The organism is Rhizobium sp. NZLR8, assembly GCF_019685025.1.
GTDB lineage: Bacteria > Pseudomonadota > Alphaproteobacteria > Rhizobiales > Rhizobiaceae > Rhizobium.
The window spans coordinates 748,902-764,843 of sequence record NZ_JABDVY010000001.1; the positions used below are offsets into that span (position 1 = coordinate 748,902).

At 62.2% G+C, this 15,942-nt stretch carries 17 protein-coding genes; 4 read left to right on the forward strand and 13 right to left on the reverse strand.

The window, feature by feature from the left end; genetic code table 11:
* Positions 1-31: 31 nt before the first annotated feature.
* The 6 genes from HJB89_RS03645 to HJB89_RS03670 all read right to left on the reverse strand — a co-directional run bounded on the left by HJB89_RS03645 (position 32) and on the right by HJB89_RS03670 (position 6,517).
* Positions 32-1,306 (reverse strand): imelysin family protein, encoded by a 1,275-nt coding sequence (locus HJB89_RS03645; RefSeq protein ID WP_221148953.1) that lies wholly within the window; start codon positions 1,304-1,306, stop codon positions 32-34.
* Positions 1,307-1,572: 266 nt separating this feature from the next.
* Entirely contained in the window at positions 1,573-2,862 is a 1,290-nt protein-coding gene (locus HJB89_RS03650; RefSeq protein ID WP_207582577.1) for an RsmB/NOP family class I SAM-dependent RNA methyltransferase, read from the reverse strand.
* Positions 2,863-3,015: 153 nt separating this feature from the next.
* Positions 3,016-3,378, reverse strand: coding sequence for a septal ring lytic transglycosylase RlpA family protein (locus HJB89_RS03655; RefSeq protein WP_221116681.1), 363 nt, complete (start codon positions 3,376-3,378; stop codon positions 3,016-3,018).
* A gap of 407 nt (positions 3,379-3,785) precedes the next feature.
* Complete coding sequence (locus HJB89_RS03660) at positions 3,786-4,655, reverse strand: SDR family oxidoreductase (protein ID WP_221148954.1); 870 nt, start codon at positions 4,653-4,655, stop codon at positions 3,786-3,788.
* Positions 4,655-5,812, reverse strand: coding sequence for a tRNA epoxyqueuosine(34) reductase QueG (gene queG, locus HJB89_RS03665; RefSeq protein WP_221148955.1), 1,158 nt, complete (start codon positions 5,810-5,812; stop codon positions 4,655-4,657). The genes HJB89_RS03660 and queG overlap by 1 nt, the downstream gene beginning before the upstream one ends.
* 12 nt (positions 5,813-5,824) lie before the next feature.
* Positions 5,825-6,517, reverse strand: coding sequence for a glutathione S-transferase family protein (locus HJB89_RS03670; RefSeq protein WP_207582581.1), 693 nt, complete (start codon positions 6,515-6,517; stop codon positions 5,825-5,827).
* Positions 6,518-6,764: 247 nt separating this feature from the next.
* Here HJB89_RS03670 and HJB89_RS03675 point away from each other — a divergent pair, with 247 nt between their 5' ends.
* Positions 6,765-7,562 (forward strand): undecaprenyl-diphosphate phosphatase, encoded by a 798-nt coding sequence (locus HJB89_RS03675; protein WP_207582582.1) that lies wholly within the window; start codon positions 6,765-6,767, stop codon positions 7,560-7,562.
* 680 nt (positions 7,563-8,242) lie between these two features.
* Here HJB89_RS03675 and HJB89_RS03680 read toward each other — a convergent pair.
* The 7 genes from HJB89_RS03680 to dnaN form a co-directional block, all read right to left on the reverse strand.
* Entirely contained in the window at positions 8,243-9,223 is a 981-nt protein-coding gene (locus HJB89_RS03680; RefSeq protein WP_221148956.1) for a complex I NDUFA9 subunit family protein, read from the reverse strand.
* A 111-nt stretch (positions 9,224-9,334) separates the two neighbouring features.
* A complete protein-coding gene (locus HJB89_RS03685; RefSeq protein ID WP_221116686.1) occupies positions 9,335-9,622 on the reverse strand; it encodes a DUF1330 domain-containing protein in 288 nt (95 codons plus the stop codon).
* A gap of 28 nt (positions 9,623-9,650) precedes the next feature.
* Positions 9,651-10,358: an orotidine-5'-phosphate decarboxylase gene (gene pyrF / locus HJB89_RS03690; RefSeq protein ID WP_221116687.1), complete on the reverse strand. Its 708-nt coding sequence runs from the start codon at positions 10,356-10,358 to the stop codon at positions 9,651-9,653.
* A 6-nt stretch (positions 10,359-10,364) separates the two neighbouring features.
* Positions 10,365-10,946 (reverse strand): histidine phosphatase family protein, encoded by a 582-nt coding sequence (locus HJB89_RS03695; RefSeq protein WP_221116688.1) that lies wholly within the window; start codon positions 10,944-10,946, stop codon positions 10,365-10,367.
* A gap of 1 nt (position 10,947) precedes the next feature.
* Positions 10,948-11,547 (reverse strand): phospholipid N-methyltransferase PmtA, encoded by a 600-nt coding sequence (gene pmtA / locus HJB89_RS03700; RefSeq protein WP_221148957.1) that lies wholly within the window; start codon positions 11,545-11,547, stop codon positions 10,948-10,950.
* 95 nt (positions 11,548-11,642) lie between these two features.
* Positions 11,643-12,554: a DUF72 domain-containing protein gene (locus HJB89_RS03705; RefSeq protein WP_221148958.1), complete on the reverse strand. Its 912-nt coding sequence runs from the start codon at positions 12,552-12,554 to the stop codon at positions 11,643-11,645.
* A gap of 54 nt (positions 12,555-12,608) precedes the next feature.
* On the reverse strand, positions 12,609-13,727 hold the full coding sequence (gene dnaN, locus HJB89_RS03710; protein WP_207582589.1) for a DNA polymerase III subunit beta: 1,119 nt from the start codon (positions 13,725-13,727) through the stop codon (positions 12,609-12,611).
* 247 nt (positions 13,728-13,974) lie between these two features.
* Here dnaN and rsmI point away from each other — a divergent pair, with 247 nt between their 5' ends.
* From rsmI to HJB89_RS03725, 3 genes are all read left to right on the forward strand, one after another.
* The gene (rsmI, locus tag HJB89_RS03715; RefSeq protein ID WP_221148959.1) at positions 13,975-14,892 is read left to right on the forward strand and encodes a 16S rRNA (cytidine(1402)-2'-O)-methyltransferase; all 918 of its coding nucleotides are present in this window, start codon (positions 13,975-13,977) and stop codon (positions 14,890-14,892) included.
* Entirely contained in the window at positions 14,882-15,250 is a 369-nt protein-coding gene (locus HJB89_RS03720) for a YraN family protein (RefSeq protein ID WP_207582591.1), read from the forward strand. The genes rsmI and HJB89_RS03720 overlap by 11 nt, the downstream gene beginning before the upstream one ends.
* Positions 15,251-15,427: 177 nt before the next feature.
* Positions 15,428-15,931, forward strand: coding sequence for a cupin domain-containing protein (locus HJB89_RS03725; protein WP_221116691.1), 504 nt, complete (start codon positions 15,428-15,430; stop codon positions 15,929-15,931).
* Positions 15,932-15,942: the final 11 nt, after the last annotated feature.

Sequence of the window (15,942 nt, forward strand, 5' to 3'; positions counted from 1 at the left end):
GCTCCGTTATCGAAGCGGCCCGCCTTTTTGCTTATTTGAAGACGGCGTTAGGATTATCCAAGCTGTCGGAACCTTCAAGCTGAACCGTGCCGAGATCGAGTGCGGCAATAACGCGCTGCACCGATTTCGTCTGGTCGATCAGCCCGGCGATGGCGGCCTGGACGACGGCATTGCCTTCCTTGTTGCCCTCACCGATCATCTGGTCGTATTTCTCGACCGTCTCGCCGCGCTTTGCCATGGCATTCATCGCATCGAGCGTCTTGTTGAGCTTGTCTTCCATCTCGGCGTCGAGCGCCTTGTCCTTGGCGGCCACTAGATCGTGCAGCGATGGACCGCTGAGCTTGGTGCCGTCGACCCGGGTATAGTTGCCGGTATAGGCGGCGGCGATGCCGATCGCGTCGTTCAGATGCGAGTTGTAGGTATTGTCCGAGAAGCAATCATGCTCTTCTTCCGGATCGTGCAGCAGCAGGCCGAGTTTCATGCGCTCGCCGGCCAGCTCGCCGTAGGAAAGCGAACCCATGCCCGTCAGGATCGCGACGAGACCGGCCTTCGGGTCGGCTTCGACATTCTTCGTCGCAGCGCCGTCCGCCTTCCAGTTGTCGGTCATTTCCTGCAGGTCGGACACCAGCAGGGTGGAGGCGGATTTCAGATATTCGGCGCGGCGGTCGCAATTGCCGTGCGTGCAGTTCTTCAGGTCGTAATCCGTTGCCGGGCGGTTGCCCGCGCCAGGTCTCGTGCCGTTCAGATCCTGGCCCCAGAGCAGGAATTCGATGGCGTGGTAGCCGGTCGCGACATTGGCATCGATGCCGCCGGCCCCGGCGAGCGTGCCGGAGAGGAATTCCGGCGTCAGCTTGGAAGCGTCGACATCCTTGCCGTCGATCTTGATCGTCTTGTTAGCAATGACATTTGCCACATAGAGCGAATTTTCCTCGCTCTCGCTGCCATAGGAGGGATCGACATAATCGATCAGGCCTTCATCGAGCGGCCATGAGTTGACCTCGCCTTCCCAGTCGTCGACAATCGGATTGCCGAAGCGATAGACTTCCGTCTGCTGATAGGGAACGCGCGCCTTGATCCAGGCGTCCCGGGCTCCCTTCAGCGTCGCGTCGGTCGGCGCCTTCAGGAAAGCGTCGATTGCGGTATCGAGCGCCTTTGCGGTCGTCAGCGAGTCTTCGTATTTCGCATGTCCGACGTCGGCATAGTGTTTGACCACGGCGGCAGCATCGGTCTCGGCATGGGCGGGCAGGGCGAGCAGGGCGGCGGGGGCAATCGCTAGCACGGCTGCGCGGAATGTGTTGAGCTTCATGATCCTCTCCTGTGACGGATATTCCGTCTAGCGCATCGGCCCGAAAATCGGCATCGATTTTCGGAAAGCACGATGCGCCGATTCAAACTGTTACAGCGTCCTTTGCGCGTCTGATAAGACGCGCGGCGCTGTAATCGGGCTCCGTCTCTTCGCCCAAAAGCAAACTTGTGTCAAACACTCTAGTTTGGAATGATTGTAAGATTGGATAGCCGCCGCAGGCACGCTCTTCCAAGCGCATCTGCTTGAAAAAGCGGCAGCAACCGCCCTCAGCCCTTCCGCTGCATGCGGCAGAAGAAGAAGCCGTCCGTATCGGTGGAGGCGGGCGTCAGCGTCACCGTCAGGCCGTCGGAAGAGTGCGGACGTGAGACGTCTTTCCCGAAGAGCGCATCCCAGGCGGGCAGGGCGCTGACGATCTGGAAATCAGGATGGCCAGCCGTAAAGCGGCGCACCTGTTCCTCGTTTTCCTGGGGCAGCACCGAGCAGGTGACGTAGATCAGCTCGCCGCCTGGCTTGACGAAGCCACTTGCCTGCGTCAGCGCATCCTGCTGCTGGGCGGTGCGTTCGTCGAGGTTCTTTGCCGTCAGCCGCCATTTCGTATCGGGGCGGCGGCGCCATGTGCCGGTGCCGGTGCAGGGCGCGTCGACCAGCACCTTGTCGCAGCGCCCGGCAAGGCTGGAAAGCGCCCTAGCGTCGTCATGCACCTGGACATTGCGCGTGCCCGCCCGCTTCAGCCGCTCGATGATCGGCGCCAGCCGTTTGCGGTCGGCGTCATAGGCGTGAACCTGCCCCTTGTTCTGCATGGCGGCCGCCATGGCGAGCGTCTTGCCGCCGCCGCCGGCGCAATAGTCGAGAACCTGGTCGCCCTCATGGGCGAGCACCAGGTCGGCGACGATCTGCGATCCTTCGTCCTGAACTTCGAACCAGCCCTTTTGGAACGAAAGCTCGGCTGTCACGTTGGGTAGACGCGAAGCGCCTTCGCCGGCGGCAATCCGGATGCCGTAGCGAGCGATCTTCGCCGCCTGCGCGCCGGCTCGTTCGAGCGCCTTGACGGCCTTGTCGCGGGAGGACTTCAGGATGTTGGCGCGCAGATCGAGCGTCGGGCGGGCAGCAAGCGCCTGTGCCTCGGCGAGCCAGCTGGCGCCGAAGGCTTGTTCGAAGGAGGATTGGACCCATTCGGGGATATCACCGCGGATATGCGGCGGCGCATCGTCGAGCGAGCGGCTGGCAAATGCCGCAGCGGCATCGGCGTTCAGCGGCGCCGGCGCAAATTTGTCGTCCGCCAGTTCGGCGGCAAGGCTGTCGGGTGTGAAACCCCATTGGCGGAACATGACGGCATGGGCAATGGCTGCAGCGCTGTCGTCATCCATCAGCCAGGCATGGGAAAGCCGCATGCGCAGGGCGTCATAGACGATGTTGCCGATTGCGGCACGATCGCCGGAGCCCGCGAAACGATGCGCGAGGCCCCAGTCCTTCAGCGCGTCGGCGACGGGCCGCTTGCGGGCATCGATATCCGCGAGCACAGAAATCGCCCCTTCGAGGCGGCCGCCCAGACGCATTCAAAGTCTCCTAATTGCCATGGCCTGCGACCGATCCGCACGGGCGCGACAGGCGCGGGGCGGAATGTTCACAAGTCTCAACCGCGTGGTAACCGCGATTGACGGCAAGAGCAAGCGCCGCTAACGGCGCAGCTGGTTGTCCGGCAGTACGCCTTAGCTGATTACCTGGTAGCAGACCTTCGCCGTGCCGGAGCTCACCATGCCGATATTCTGGGCGGCGGCGCGCGACAGGTCGAGCACCCGGCCGCGGATGAACGGACCGCGATCGTTAATGCGAACGACGACGGTGCGGCCATTGTTGCGGTTGGTGACCTTCACCTTGGTGCCGAACGCAAGCGAACGATGTGCGGCAGTCAAGACGGCAGGGTTCATACGTTCCCCGGAAGCAGTTTTGGAGTGAAGTGCGTACCATGAAGCACCGCCGCAACCATCTCCAGCAAAACTCTCCGCCGGAAGCACGGAAGAGCAGGCTGCAATAGTTACGGCAGCGATAATAGAACGACGTATTTTCTTCAAAACAGAGTATCCCTCAACTATTGAACGCAACGCCTCAACAGGCGGCGGGGCTTAAATCTGTGAAAAAGTGGCGAAAAAGTGCCGCGGTTGATCACGGAATATTACAATCTGTAACATTCGTGAGCGCGACGGGGGAATTTCGGAAACGGGCGGCGATCACTGCGACAGAAAAAACACAATGAAATCAGTTAAAATCCGAACGAATTTTTCAGAAGAATGGTTAACATCCCGGCGTTCACAAAAATCGCAAAAATTTTTTTCCGACTTTGCCATATTTGCTGCCACATTTGCGCAAATTTAAAGGCCGTTAACTATAATAAAGGGCGAAAATCGTCCCGCCAAATGCGGAAAGTAGGAATTTCCTACTCATTTTGGGCGATGACGTCGGTCACATCGAGCAGCCGGTTCTAACCCCGCCAACGTCCGTCCTGCCACAATTGCGCAAGCGACATCGGATAGTTCGGGAAGGAGAATTCGAAGCCGGCGGCCTTCAGTTTCGCATTCGAAACCCGTTTGTTCTCGCCGTAGAAGGAGCGCGCCATCGGTGACAGTTCGGCGGTTTCGAAGGCCTGCTCCGGTGGCGGTTCGACGCCCATCAGCCGCGCCGCCTCGACGATCACATCCTGCGGCGGGCCGGGCCGGTCATCGGTGACATTATAGATGCCGCCGAGGCCACCATCCGACAGGAAGCGGGCCGCCGCACCGATATCCTCGACGCGGATACGGTTGAACACCTGGTCCTTCTTGATCAGCCGTCGGGCCGTGCCCTTGTCCAGATTGCAGAAGGCATTGCGTCCCGGCCCATAGATGCCGGCAAGCCGGAGCACCGCCGCCGGCACGCCGCGCTCCCGGCCCATCGCCAGCCAGCCCTCTTCCGCCTCGAGCCGCTCCTTCGACCGCCCGGAAACCGGAACACACGGGGTTTCCTCGTTGATCCAGGCGCCCTTGTGATCGCCATAGACGCCGACCGTGGAGAGATAGCCGATCCATTCGAGCCTGGGCGGCAGGCTTGCGCCGCCTTCGCCGAGCAGCCGCAGCAGCGGGTCACCCTTCCCCGGCGCGATCGACTGCACGAGATGGGTGACGCTCTCCAGGGCTCGGCGCAACTGGTCGTCCAGGGTCTCGCCATCGAAAAGGAAGGCTTCGACGCCGTTTTGCCGGAGCGCCTCCACCTTGTCGGCCGAGCGCGTGGTGCCGGAAATGCGCACGCCGTTGCCGGCGAAGGCCTTGGCGATCGCCGTGCCGGAATAACCGCAGCCAAAGATCATCACATGCATCAGCTCACTCCCGCCAGCCGCCATTCGTTCAGCACGTCGTCGTCACTCTCGTCTGCCCTTCGTGTGGCAAAACCCGTAAATTCGCCAGCCTCCATCAGCCGCGACAGCGCCCAGACCGCCATCCCGCGCACCACCGGCGAGGCATCGTCGGCGAGTAAACGACATTGCCCGACCAGCGCCGTCTCGCCGGAATTGCCGGCGGCGATCAGCACATTGCGGATAAAGCGGTCGCGGCCGATCCGCTTCACCGGCGAGCCGCTGAAGAAGATGCGGAAGCCGGCATCGTCGAGCGTCAGCAGAAAGGCGATCGTCGGCTCGCGCAGATCTTCCCGTGCCTTCAGCTTCATCTCGGAAGCGGACCTTGCGAACTTGTTCCAGGGGCAGGCGGCCAGACAGTCGTCGCAGCCATAGATGCGATTGCCGATCAGCGGCCGCAGATCGGGGTCGATCGGCCCCTTGTGCTCGATGGTGAGATAGGAGATGCAGCGCCGCGCATCGATCTGGTAAGGCGCCGGGAAGGCGGCCGTCGGGCAGACGTCGAGACAAGCGCGGCAGGAGCCGCAATGATCGGTCTCCGCAGCATCGACGGCAAGATCCGCCGTGGTGAACATCGTGCCGAGAAACAGCCACGAACCGTGTATGCGGCTGACGAGGTTGGTGTGTTTGCCCTGCCAGCCGAGGCCGGCTGCCGCCGCCAGCGGCTTTTCCATCACAGGCGCGGTATCGACGAACACCTTCACATCGGCGCCGGCGCGTGCCGCAAAGCGCGTGGCGATCTCCTTCAGCCGGCCCTTGATGATGTCGTGATAATCGCGGTTGCGCGCATAGACGGAGATCGCCGCTCTGTCCGGCTTGTCGAGAATGCCGCGCGGATCTTCCTCCGGGGTGTAATTGAGGCCGAAGACGACGACGGAGCGCACCTCGCTCCAGAGTGTCAGCGGATCGCCGCGCCGTTCGCGCGTCTCCGCCATCCACGCCATCGTCCCGTGCCACCCGGCATCGATGAACTCGCCAAGGCGCTCCTTCGCTTGCGGGATCGCGTCGGGCCGCGTGATGCGACAGAGATCGAAGCCCTTGGCGGCGGATTCCGCCCGCACCAACGCGGTCAAATTGTCGCGGCGGCGGCGCTCTTTGTCATCTCTATCAGCTTCGGGCATGAAGAGCCCTCGTCAGAAATCCAGGTCGGCATAGTGCGAAACCGGCGTCAGCCCGCGCACCCGTTCTGTCAGCATCGGCCGGAAGGAGGGACGCGACTTCAGCCGCTGGTACCAGTCCTTGACGAGGGGCGCATCCGCCCAGTCGATCTCGCCGAGATAGTCGAGGATCGAAATCGAGGCCGCGGCGGCAAGGTCGGCATAACTCATCCGCTCGCCAGCCAGCCACTGGCGCGAGCCGGCAAGCCAGGTGAGATAGCGCATATGCTGGCGAATATTCGCGCGGGCCGTGCGCAAAACCTTCGAATCTGGCGCTCCGCCGCCCTGATCGGCGGTCATCTGCAACTTGTAGACACGCTCGCGAGCGAGCGGCTTGGTCACGTCGTTTTCCATCTTCTGCATGAACCATTCGCTCAGCCGGCGGATTTCCGCCCGCTGGAACGGGTCCTCGGCGAGCAGCCGCCGATCGCGTTTCAACACGCCGTGCGTCTCGTCCAGGTACTCGGAAATGACGGTCGCGCCGCAGAGCGCCCGCATGCTGTCGTCGACATAGACCGGCAGCGTGCCGGCCGGGTTGAGCGCCAGGAAATCCCGGCGCTTCTCCCATGTCTGCTCCTCGATCAGATCGGCCTGATAGCCGTATTCGGCCAGGATCAGCCGGACGAAGCGGGATGCGGATGACATGGGATGATGATAAAGCGTGGGCATCGATACTCGGGCTTTATGATTGCTGTTACAGGACTGTGTGGCAGCTCGGTTATAGCGCCCTAGTCATGACTCATTGGTTGAAGCTATAGGAGTTTGGCCCGGCCAATACAAGCGAATCGGCTTTCACGCCAACTGACGAAAGACAAAACACGCTTCTTGCGTATGAGGATAGCGGCCGCGCCTGATCGGCTGAAGCTAGGCTCAAGCGCGGCTCAAGTCTGACCGACCTTTAAACCGGAGACAATTTATGGACTATATCAATGCTGCCATTCTCGGTGTCATCGAGGGGATCACCGAGTTTCTGCCGATCTCGAGCACCGGCCATCTCATCATTGCGGAGCAATGGCTCGGCCACCGGTCGGACATGTTCAACATCGTCATTCAGGCGGGTGCTATCCTCGCCGTCACCATCATTTATTGGCGTCGCCTGCTGGATCTGCTGCTGGGCTGGCGGGTGCCGGAGAACCGCGATTACGCCGCCAAGCTGATCGCCGCCTTCCTCATCACCGCAATTCTCGGACTTATCGTCAAGAAGCTCGGCTTTGAACTGCCGGAGACCGCAACGCCGATCGCCTGGGCGCTTATCATCGGCGGTATCTGGATGATCTTCGCCGAATGGGCCGCGGCGCGCAAAGCCCCCCATAAGGAGATCACCTGGCTTGTCGCCATCCTGGTCGGCATCGCCCAGATCGTTGCGGGCGTCTTCCCGGGAACCTCGCGCTCCGGCGCCACGATTTTCGTCGCCATGCTGGCCGGCACCGGCAACCGCGCCGCTGCGACCGAATTCGCCTTTCTCGTCGGTATCCCCACCATGTATGCCGCGAGCGGCTATGAATTGCTGAAGACTTTCAAGGATGGCGGCGCGGCAAACGAGGACTGGACGGCGCTCGGCATCGCCTTCGTTGTTTCCACGGTCGTCGCATTCGTCGCCGTCAAATGGCTGCTGGCCTATATCAGAAGCAACCGCTTCACGCTGTTTGCCGTCTACCGCATCATTCTCGGTGTCTTGCTGCTTGGCATGGCGGCAACCGGCCTGATCGCCTGAGACATTCCTAAAAACGCATTGCATTCGCGCGATCTCCAGGCGCGAATGCAAATGCCCCGGCGCGCTTGGCCATCAAGCCCCCGATTTCCGGAAGCAGCCGATTTTTCAGATAGCAATGTTGAAAGAGTAGAGGCCCGCTGCTTTTAAAGCCGGCAAGACCGAGCGTTTATTGGGAACGTCCTGCTTCAGACGCTCCGGCCGCTGCTTGTCTTTGTGAGGCCGGCATCGAGGCGCGGCCTTTTCGTCAATGGCTGATCGAAGCCGTCGAGCAAGGATCGACGCCGTAGGCCGGCGAGCAATCACCCTTTATCGCCGCGACAGAACCTGGCGCCACAAAGGAGCCTGCCAGGATAATTAGCGCCGCACACGCAAAAAGGAGCGCGATTGACTTGCCCATCGAGAATTGCCTTTCACAGTGATTGCCGTACGCGATCCCAGGCGTTGAGTCCGTCGGAAGACGCGCGGGTTTGGTAGTCAGTGGAATGGCAAATAGCAATAAACGTTCCTGCTAAATTTGGCGTTAATTCCACAAAATTCCCGATGCGTCTTTTATGCAACTGCACTTGGTATGGCCGGCACAACACCATTTCAAACTTGTGCCAGCTTTGCTTGAGCCGGCAAAGCAAAACGCCGTCCGCGTTATGCGCGAACGGCGTCGTTCCGAAGGTTCAAAAAATTGGTCAGGCGGCCTTGCCAGTGCCCGTGTACTGGCCATGCGGCCGATAATGCACGAGATAGGAGTCGAGCACCGACGCTGCCATGGTCGGCGTGATGCCGAGGCCCTGCAGGGTGCGGCTCTCCGCCTCGGCTGCTGCGGAGACGATGTTGTCGTATCTCAGCATGCGAACCTGGTCCGGGGTGATCGGCGGCGTCACGAAGGGGATCAGCGAAGCGATGCTGCCGATCAGCGAAGCGACGCTGAAGGGCAGGGAGACCAGCGGGTTCTTGCGGCACGTCACCTTCAGCATTGTCTCGAGACATTCGCGGAAGCTCAAGACCTCAGGCCCGCCAAGCTCATAGATCTTGCCGCCTGCGACTTTGCCATCGACGGCGCGGGCAACGGCCTCGGCGATATCCTCGACATAGACCGGCTGGAATTTCGTCTTGCCGCCGCCGACCAAGGGCAGGACGGGCGACATACGGGCCATATCGGCAAACTTGTTGAAGAAGCTGTCCTCCGGTCCGAAGACGATCGACGGACGCAAGATCACCGCATCCGGCTTGATGGAGAGGATGGCGGTTTCGGCACGGCCCTTGGTGCGGCCATAACCTGAATCCGAATTCACATTGGCGCCGATCGCCGAAATATGGGTCAGCGTGGCGCCTGCGCCGCGCGCCGCTTCGGCAACCGCGCGGGCGCCGAATTCCTGCACGGCGTCGAAGGTGTTGCGGCCGGTCTCGTGCAGAATGCCGACGCAATTGACGACGTGGCTCGCACCGTCGACGGCGCGGTCGATCGAACTGCGATAGCGAAGGTTCGCCTGTACGAAGGAGATCTGGCCGACATTGCCGAGCGGCTGCAGGAAATTGGCGAGATCGGGACGGCGCACGGCGACGCGGATATTATAACCGCGCTTGGCGAGTGCCCGGACCACGTGCCTGCCCACAAAGCCGGACCCTCCGAATACGGTGACGAGCGGCGGCAGGTTGGCAAGGGTCATGGCAGGCTCCTCGAAAGGCTTGGCGGGATGCTGTATCGGCTCCGTCTTAGCCCAATCCCGGCGCGACGGGAAGGCCTATCGCGCCCTCAGTTTTTGCGGATTCGAGCCGGGTCAGACGCCCTCGACGACGACCATTTCCGCATCCGCCACTTCCTGACGGATTTTCGCGGCGATCTGGTATTCCGGCGAATTATAGCAGTCGACCGCATGCTGCAGCGAGGGGAATTCGATCACCACGTTGCGCACCCGCGCCTTGCCCTCGAGTTCGGTGAAGGCGCCGCCGCGCGCCAGGAAATTCGCGCCGTATTTTTCGAAGGCCGGCTTGGCCGCCGCCACGTAATCCATGTAGCGCTCGGCATCGCGAACATCGACGCGGGCGATCCAGTATCCCTTGGCCATGATCTTCTCCCTTTTGTGTTGGGTTCTGTCAGCGGTTTGCCGGCCAGAGCGCGCCGACCATTTCGTTGAGGACGGCGCGGGCCGCTTGCCGGGGATCGGGCGCCTTGACGATCGGCCGGGCAACGACGAGATGCGTCGCCCCCGCCTTCAGCGCGTCGAACGGCGTCATCACCCGCTTCTGGTCGCCATGGTCGCTGCCGGTCGGTCGAATGCCGGGGGTGACGATTGCCATGTCGGGCCCGACGATCTCGCGCACCTCGGCCGCCTCCGCCGCTGAGCAGACGATGCCGCCCATGCCGGCAACTCGCGCCTGTCCGGCGCGGCGCAGCACCAGGCTGTGCGGATCTTGGCTATAGCCGGCATCGGCAAGGTCGTCGGCATCCATCGAGGTCAGCACGGTGACGCCGAGCAGGCAGAGGCTGGAACCGGCCGCTGCCTCGACTGCCGCCTTCATCGCCTTCGGATAGGCGTGCAGCGTCAGCATCGACATGCCCATCTTGGCGATGTTCTCGACGCCTGACGCAACCGTGTTGTCGATGTCGAGCAGCTTCATGTCGAGAAAGACCTTCTTGCCGCTTGCGGCAAGGTCGCGGGCAAATTCGAGGCCGCCGGCAAAGACCAGCTGATAGCCGATCTTATAGAAGACAATGTCGTCGCCGAGCGTTGAAACCAGTCTTTCCGCCTCGTCGATCGTTGGAACATCCAGGCCGACGATCAACCGCTCGCGTGCGTCCATCTGAAGTCACCCCTGCCAGTCTTCGATGGGTGTCCAGTCGCATGATAGGAGCCGATCCGCAAGGCCGAAAGCATAGAGATTGCCACCGCCGCCCGGCTGGTCGCGGTCGCGGCCGATCGGCTTGCCCGCCAGATGGCATTTGAGCAGCGTGCCGACGCCGCCATGGCCGACGAAGGCGATCGGCGCTGTCGCATCATGTGTGGCAAGAACGCTCTTCACCGCCTCGACGATGCGGCGCTGCGCATCGACGGCGCGTTCCCAGCCTTTGAAGCTCTCTTCCGGATGGGCGAAGAACCAGTTGGCCGCCTCTTCGAATTGCGGCGGCGGTAGGAAGCCGGTGGCCGAACGGTCGTTCTCGTGCATGCCGTGGACGATCTCGATCGTCACGCCGGCGGCTTCTGCCAGAATTTCGGCTGTCTCGATCGCCTTCGTCTCGTCGCTGGAGACGATGCGCCGCAACTGCCGCGCCCAGATGCTCTCCGCTGCCTTGCGGGCGCGCACCGCGCCGACATCGGAAAGCCCCCATTTCGGCACCGGCACGTTGGCGTCGATCCGGACCTGCGGATGGGTGATGTAGAGCCCGAACATCTCAGCCGCGCCGATAGATCCAGAGCTGCGCCGGCGGAATGTTGCGCATGACGAAGTCGAAATGCTGAATATGGTAGCGGTCGGGATTGGCGGCGATCGGCGAGATCGCACCATAGGAAATCTGCACCACCGGCCGGCCCGGAGGCAGGCGGTCGAGCAGGCTTTCGAGCAGCGACACCCGCATCGCCATCGGGAAGTTCAGAAGCGGAATGCACGAGATGACGCAATCGAACGTGCGGTCGCCGAATTCGCCGAGCGTTGCCTGAAGATCGAAGGCATCGCCGTTGATGAAGTGTACGCCGGGATAGGCGCGCTGCAGATGCTGGTGGAAATCCGTCGAATATTCGATCGCGACCAGATTGTCCGGCTTCACACCGCGGCCGAGGATAGCCTTGGTGATGGCGCCCGTGCCCGGTCCGAGTTCGAGCACCGGCAGGCCGGAATGCATGTCGATGACGCTTGCCATGCGCTTGGCGGTAATCGAGGAGGTCGGCACGATCGAGCCCACCGTCTTCGGCCCCTGCATCATGCCCCGGAAGAAACGGATTTCCTCATCGAATCTCTTCCCGAGGTGTTCCTTCACCTTGACTCGTAAGCGCATTCTCCACCCATCCGCACGTTGATCGAATGCCTTAATATGCCGGTTGTCGCTCGCGGGACAAGGATTTTCGCAACAAGGACATCGGCATCAACAGCTCATGCGGCTTTCGGCGCCGAACGCGGCATGAGATCGGCAAGCCTTTCGCTCAGATGATCGGCGTCGATGGGCGCGCGCAGCTTCTTGTCGGTATTGTCGAAATAGAGATAGACGTCGCGGACCGTGTTGCGCGGCGTAAGCGGCGCCAGCACCCGCGTCGCATTTTCCGGTTCTCCGCCGGTTGCCCAGGAGCGGATCCGGTCTGCCCAGAGGTCGAGGGCCTCGTCCTCGTAGCCGCTGACATAGAGCTGTTCGGAGCCATGCAGGCGGCAATAGATGAAATCGGCGGTGACATCCATCAGCAGCGGCCATTCCACCGTGTCGGCGCAGACGAGCGCGACGTTGTGGCGTCTAAGCATCTCGATGAAGGCGGCAGAGCGGAAGCTGTCGTGGCGGATTTCAAGCGCGTGGCGGATCGGCTGATCGCCATCGCTTCGAAGCCAGGCCCTTCCCTTGACATGCCCGTCATGCCGCTTGGCAAGTGCTGTCGCCGCATCGCGGTCCTGCGGCAGCAGCGCCAGGAAGTTTTCGAAAAGATCGGCATCGAAGGCCATGGTGGGTGGAAATTGCCAGAGGATCGGCCCAAGCTTCGGGCCGAGCCGCAACAGGCCGGAGGCAAGGAAATTGGCGAGCGCCGTCTCGATCTCGCGCAGCCGCAGCATATGGGTAATGAAGCGCGGCCCCTTGACCGCGAAGACGAAATCATCCGGTGTTTCATCGCGCCAGCGGCCGAAGCTTTCGGAACGCTGCAGACTGTAGAAAGTGCCGTTGATCTCGATCGACGGGAAGTGTCGGGCGGCGTAGGAGAGCTCCTGCTTCTGCGGCAGATCCTCCGGGTAGAATTGGCCGCGCCAGGGCGCATAGGTCCAGCCGGATACGCCGATGCGCACCGTTCCCGTGTTTGTCATCATCGGATTCTCCGCTTCGACAGGAGGAAAAACGGAGACGGGAGGCCTTCGTTCCCGTCAGACGCGCATCGGCATCAGCACGTAGAGCGCATCGTCGCCCGCCGTATCGCGGATCAGCGTCGGCGAGCCGGCATCGGCCAGCAGGAAGATCGCCTCTTCGCCGGAAAGTTGCGCGGTAATGTCGAGCAGGTATTTGGCATTGAAGCCGATTTCCATCGCATCCGTGTCGTAGCCGACGGCGACTTCCTCGGTCGCACTGCCGGAATCCGGATTGTTGACGGTCAGCGTCAACTGCCCCTCGGAAAGCGCCAGCTTCACGGCGCGGCCGCGTTCGGACGAGATGGTCGAGACGCGGTCGACGGCCTGGGCGAAGGTCGTGCAGTCGACGCGCATTTCCTTGTCGTTGCCCGTCGGGATGACCCGCTGGTAGTCCGGGAAGGTGCCGTCGATCAGTTTTGAGGTCATGACGATCGAGCCGATTGTCAGGCGGATCTTGGCGTCGGAGACCTCGACGGTCACCATCACTTCAGGATTGTCGACCAGCTTCTGCAGTTCGCCGACCGTCTTGCGCGGAATGATGATGCCGGGCATGCCTTCGGAGCCGGAGGGCGCATCGACATCGGCGCGCGCCAGCCGGTGGCCGTCGGTGGCGACCGCCCTGAGCTTCAGGTCGCCCTTGCTCTCGATCGTATGGAAGAAAATGCCGTTGAGATAATAGCGGGTCTCCTCAGTCGAGATCGCGAATTGCGTGCGGTCGATCAGCATTTTCAGATCGGCCGCCTTCAGCTTGAAGGAATGCGTGAAGGTGCCGGCGGTCAGATCCGGGAAGTCCGATTGCGGCAGGCACTGCAGCGAGAATTTCGAGCGGCCGGACTGCACGGTCATCGAGCCGCCGTCGGCGCTGGTCGCCAGCAGCACTTCCGATCCGTCGGAAAGTTTGCGCACGATATCGTAGAGAAGATGGGCGGGAACGGTGGTGGCGCCGGCCTGCTCGACGCTTGCCGGCGTCGCCTCGGTAATCTCGAGGTCGAGGTCGGTCGCCTTCATGTCAAGGTTCTGGCCATCGGCCTTCAGCAATACGTTGGACAGGATCGGGATCGTGTTGCGACGTTCGACCACGCGGTGCACGTGGTTCAGCGATTTCAACAGGTTTGACCGCTCAATAGTAATACGCATGGGATGCTACCGCTTTCGACCGTGACTGTCCGGGCGCATCGAGCACCCGAAGAATGCTTTCCCGGCCTGGGCCGGGGGAGTGGACGGGCAAAATGGCAGACTTCAGCATCGGTTTGCAAGAGGCATGCAGGGCCAGGCGCCTGCATTTGCGGTTTTCCAGCGCAATGCGCACAGAAATCCGAACCCTTGCCGAAGCTGCGCCGCTCGCCCATAAAGGCGCGATGACGGCGGGACGAAAGCAAATGGCATGAATGAGGAAACGACAGAGCAGACCGCCAACCGGCGAAGCTTCCGCCTGCACAATCTGGCGGTGCCGGCGCGGCCGCTGGAACCGGCGCTTTATCTGGTCGCCACGCCGATCGGCAATCTCGGCGACATCACCCTGCGCGCGCTGGAAACGCTGGCCGGCGCCGATGTGCTTGCCTGCGAGGATACGCGCGTCACCCGCGTTCTGCTTGACCGCTATGGCATCCAGAACCGTCCCTTCGCCTATCACGAATACAATGCCGATGAGGCCGGCCCGCGGCTCATCCAGGCGCTGGAGGCCGGCCGCTCGGTGGCGCTGGTGTCGGATGCCGGCACGCCGCTGGTCTCCGACCCGGGCTATCGGCTGGCGCAGCAGGCGATCACGGCAGGTCACCGCGTCATCCCCATTCCCGGCGCCTCGGCACCGCTTGCAGCCCTTGTCGGCTCCGGCCTGCCGAACGATGCCTTTTTGTTTGCCGGTTTCCTGCCGGTCAAGGACAAGGCCCGCCGCGATCGTCTTGGCGAATTAGCCGCAGCCCCGGCAACGCTGATCTTCTTTGAATCGCCGCACCGTATCGGCGCCACGCTTCTGGCCGCCGCCGATGTGCTGGGCAGCACCCGGCCTGCCTCCGTCTGCCGTGAACTGACCAAGACCTATGAGGAATTCCGCCGCGGCACGCTTGGTGAGCTTGCCGCGCATTATCAGCAGGTGGAAAACGTCAAGGGCGAGATCGTCCTCGTCGTCGGCCCGCCCGAGCCTGTGGAAACGCCGGAGGCCGATGTCGAAGCCGTGCTGGCCGATCTCGTCAAGACCATGCCGACGGCCAAGGCGGCGACCGAGGCGGCCCGTCTCACTGGCCTGCCGCGCAAGGTGCTCTACCAGCGCCTGCTGGAGCTGAAGGGCGCCGATGGGCGATAACGACCTCACCGCCATAAGAAGAAAAGCGCTGCGCCGGGGGCTGATGTCGGAATATGTCGCCGCTCTCTTTCTGATGCTGAAGGGTTACCGCATCCTGGCGCTGCGCCACCGCACCCGGTTCGGCGAGATCGACATTATCGCCCGCAAAGGCGATCTCGCTGTCTTCGTCGAGGTCAAGGCCCGCCATGGCGAAGCCGCAGCCGTCGACGCCGTCTCTGTCTCTGCCCAAAAACGGATACGAGCGGCAAGCGATCTCTGGCTCGCCCGCCAGGCGGATCAGGCCCGTCTTTCCCAGCGCTATGATATCGTCGCGGTCACGCCCGGCCGGCTGCCGCGGCACTTTCAAGACGCTTTCTAATGCATGTCGCCCGGAAGTGTGCAGCGGTTCCGGGACAACGACATGCATAAAAACAAAGGGCTTTAGCCCGCCTTTCAAGATCGCCGTCCCAATCGTTAAACTTTTAGTCCCCGCGTGAACCAGGTTCTTACGACTCTCTGCTACCCCCTCGGTAGGGATAACAATTGGGGGTTGTTCATGGCCTGGAAGCTGATGCTTGCAAGTGCGGTCGCCATGGCGGCGCGCTCGGTGCCTTATGCCGTGGCGAAGCCGGCGGGGAAATCTTTCGTCGCGCATGCAAGCGACCTGCTGCCGCTGAAGCCTTCGCCGATCAATCCGGACTGGATCGTCAGCGGCAATCCGCAGGCCCGCACCGCCGAACATTCGCGCGGCCATGACGAGGCCTCGCTGACGGCGATCTGGGACTGCACCGCCGGCGAATTCCGCTGGTATTTCGGTTGGGACGAGACCGTGATGATCCTCGAAGGCGAGGTCCATATCACCGCCGAGGACGGCACCGAACGAACGCTTTGCGCCGGCGACGTCGCGTTTTTTGCCGGCGGCACCTGGGCGAGCTGGCGGATCGACAACTATGTCCGCAAGGTCGCCTTCCTGCGCAAGCCGTTTCCGAAACCCTTGGCGATCGCCTATCGCCTCCGCAACATGCTGCGCAATAGCGGCAACCAGGGCATCGCTGCCTGAGCAGGGCCGCC

Excerpts from the sequence above, each read along its gene's own strand:
- HJB89_RS03650 (WP_207582577.1), bottom strand. The coding sequence starts at position 2,862 with ATGCGTCTGGGCGGCCGCCTCGAAGGGGCGATTTCTGTGCTCGCGGAT.
- HJB89_RS03675 (WP_207582582.1), top strand. The coding sequence starts at position 6,765 with ATGGACTATATCAATGCTGCCATTCTCGGTGTCATCGAGGGGATCACC.
- HJB89_RS03660 (WP_221148954.1), bottom strand. The coding sequence starts at position 4,655 with ATGCATGTGATGATCTTTGGCTGCGGTTATTCCGGCACGGCGATCGCC.
- queG (WP_221148955.1), bottom strand. The coding sequence starts at position 5,812 with ATGCCCGAAGCTGATAGAGATGACAAAGAGCGCCGCCGCCGCGACAAT.
- HJB89_RS03670 (WP_207582581.1), bottom strand. The coding sequence starts at position 6,517 with ATGCCCACGCTTTATCATCATCCCATGTCATCCGCATCCCGCTTCGTC.
- HJB89_RS03720 (WP_207582591.1), top strand. The coding sequence starts at position 14,882 with ATGGGCGATAACGACCTCACCGCCATAAGAAGAAAAGCGCTGCGCCGG.
- rsmI (WP_221148959.1), top strand. The coding sequence starts at position 13,975 with ATGAATGAGGAAACGACAGAGCAGACCGCCAACCGGCGAAGCTTCCGC.
- HJB89_RS03705 (WP_221148958.1), bottom strand. The coding sequence starts at position 12,554 with ATGATGACAAACACGGGAACGGTGCGCATCGGCGTATCCGGCTGGACC.
- dnaN (WP_207582589.1), bottom strand. The coding sequence starts at position 13,727 with ATGCGTATTACTATTGAGCGGTCAAACCTGTTGAAATCGCTGAACCAC.
- HJB89_RS03685 (WP_221116686.1), bottom strand. The coding sequence starts at position 9,622 with ATGGCCAAGGGATACTGGATCGCCCGCGTCGATGTTCGCGATGCCGAG.
- HJB89_RS03680 (WP_221148956.1), bottom strand. The coding sequence starts at position 9,223 with ATGACCCTTGCCAACCTGCCGCCGCTCGTCACCGTATTCGGAGGGTCC.
- pmtA (WP_221148957.1), bottom strand. The coding sequence starts at position 11,547 with ATGCGCTTACGAGTCAAGGTGAAGGAACACCTCGGGAAGAGATTCGAT.
- HJB89_RS03725 (WP_221116691.1), top strand. The coding sequence starts at position 15,428 with ATGGCCTGGAAGCTGATGCTTGCAAGTGCGGTCGCCATGGCGGCGCGC.
- HJB89_RS03695 (WP_221116688.1), bottom strand. The coding sequence starts at position 10,946 with ATGTTCGGGCTCTACATCACCCATCCGCAGGTCCGGATCGACGCCAAC.
- HJB89_RS03645 (WP_221148953.1), bottom strand. The coding sequence starts at position 1,306 with ATGAAGCTCAACACATTCCGCGCAGCCGTGCTAGCGATTGCCCCCGCC.
- pyrF (WP_221116687.1), bottom strand. The coding sequence starts at position 10,358 with ATGGACGCACGCGAGCGGTTGATCGTCGGCCTGGATGTTCCAACGATC.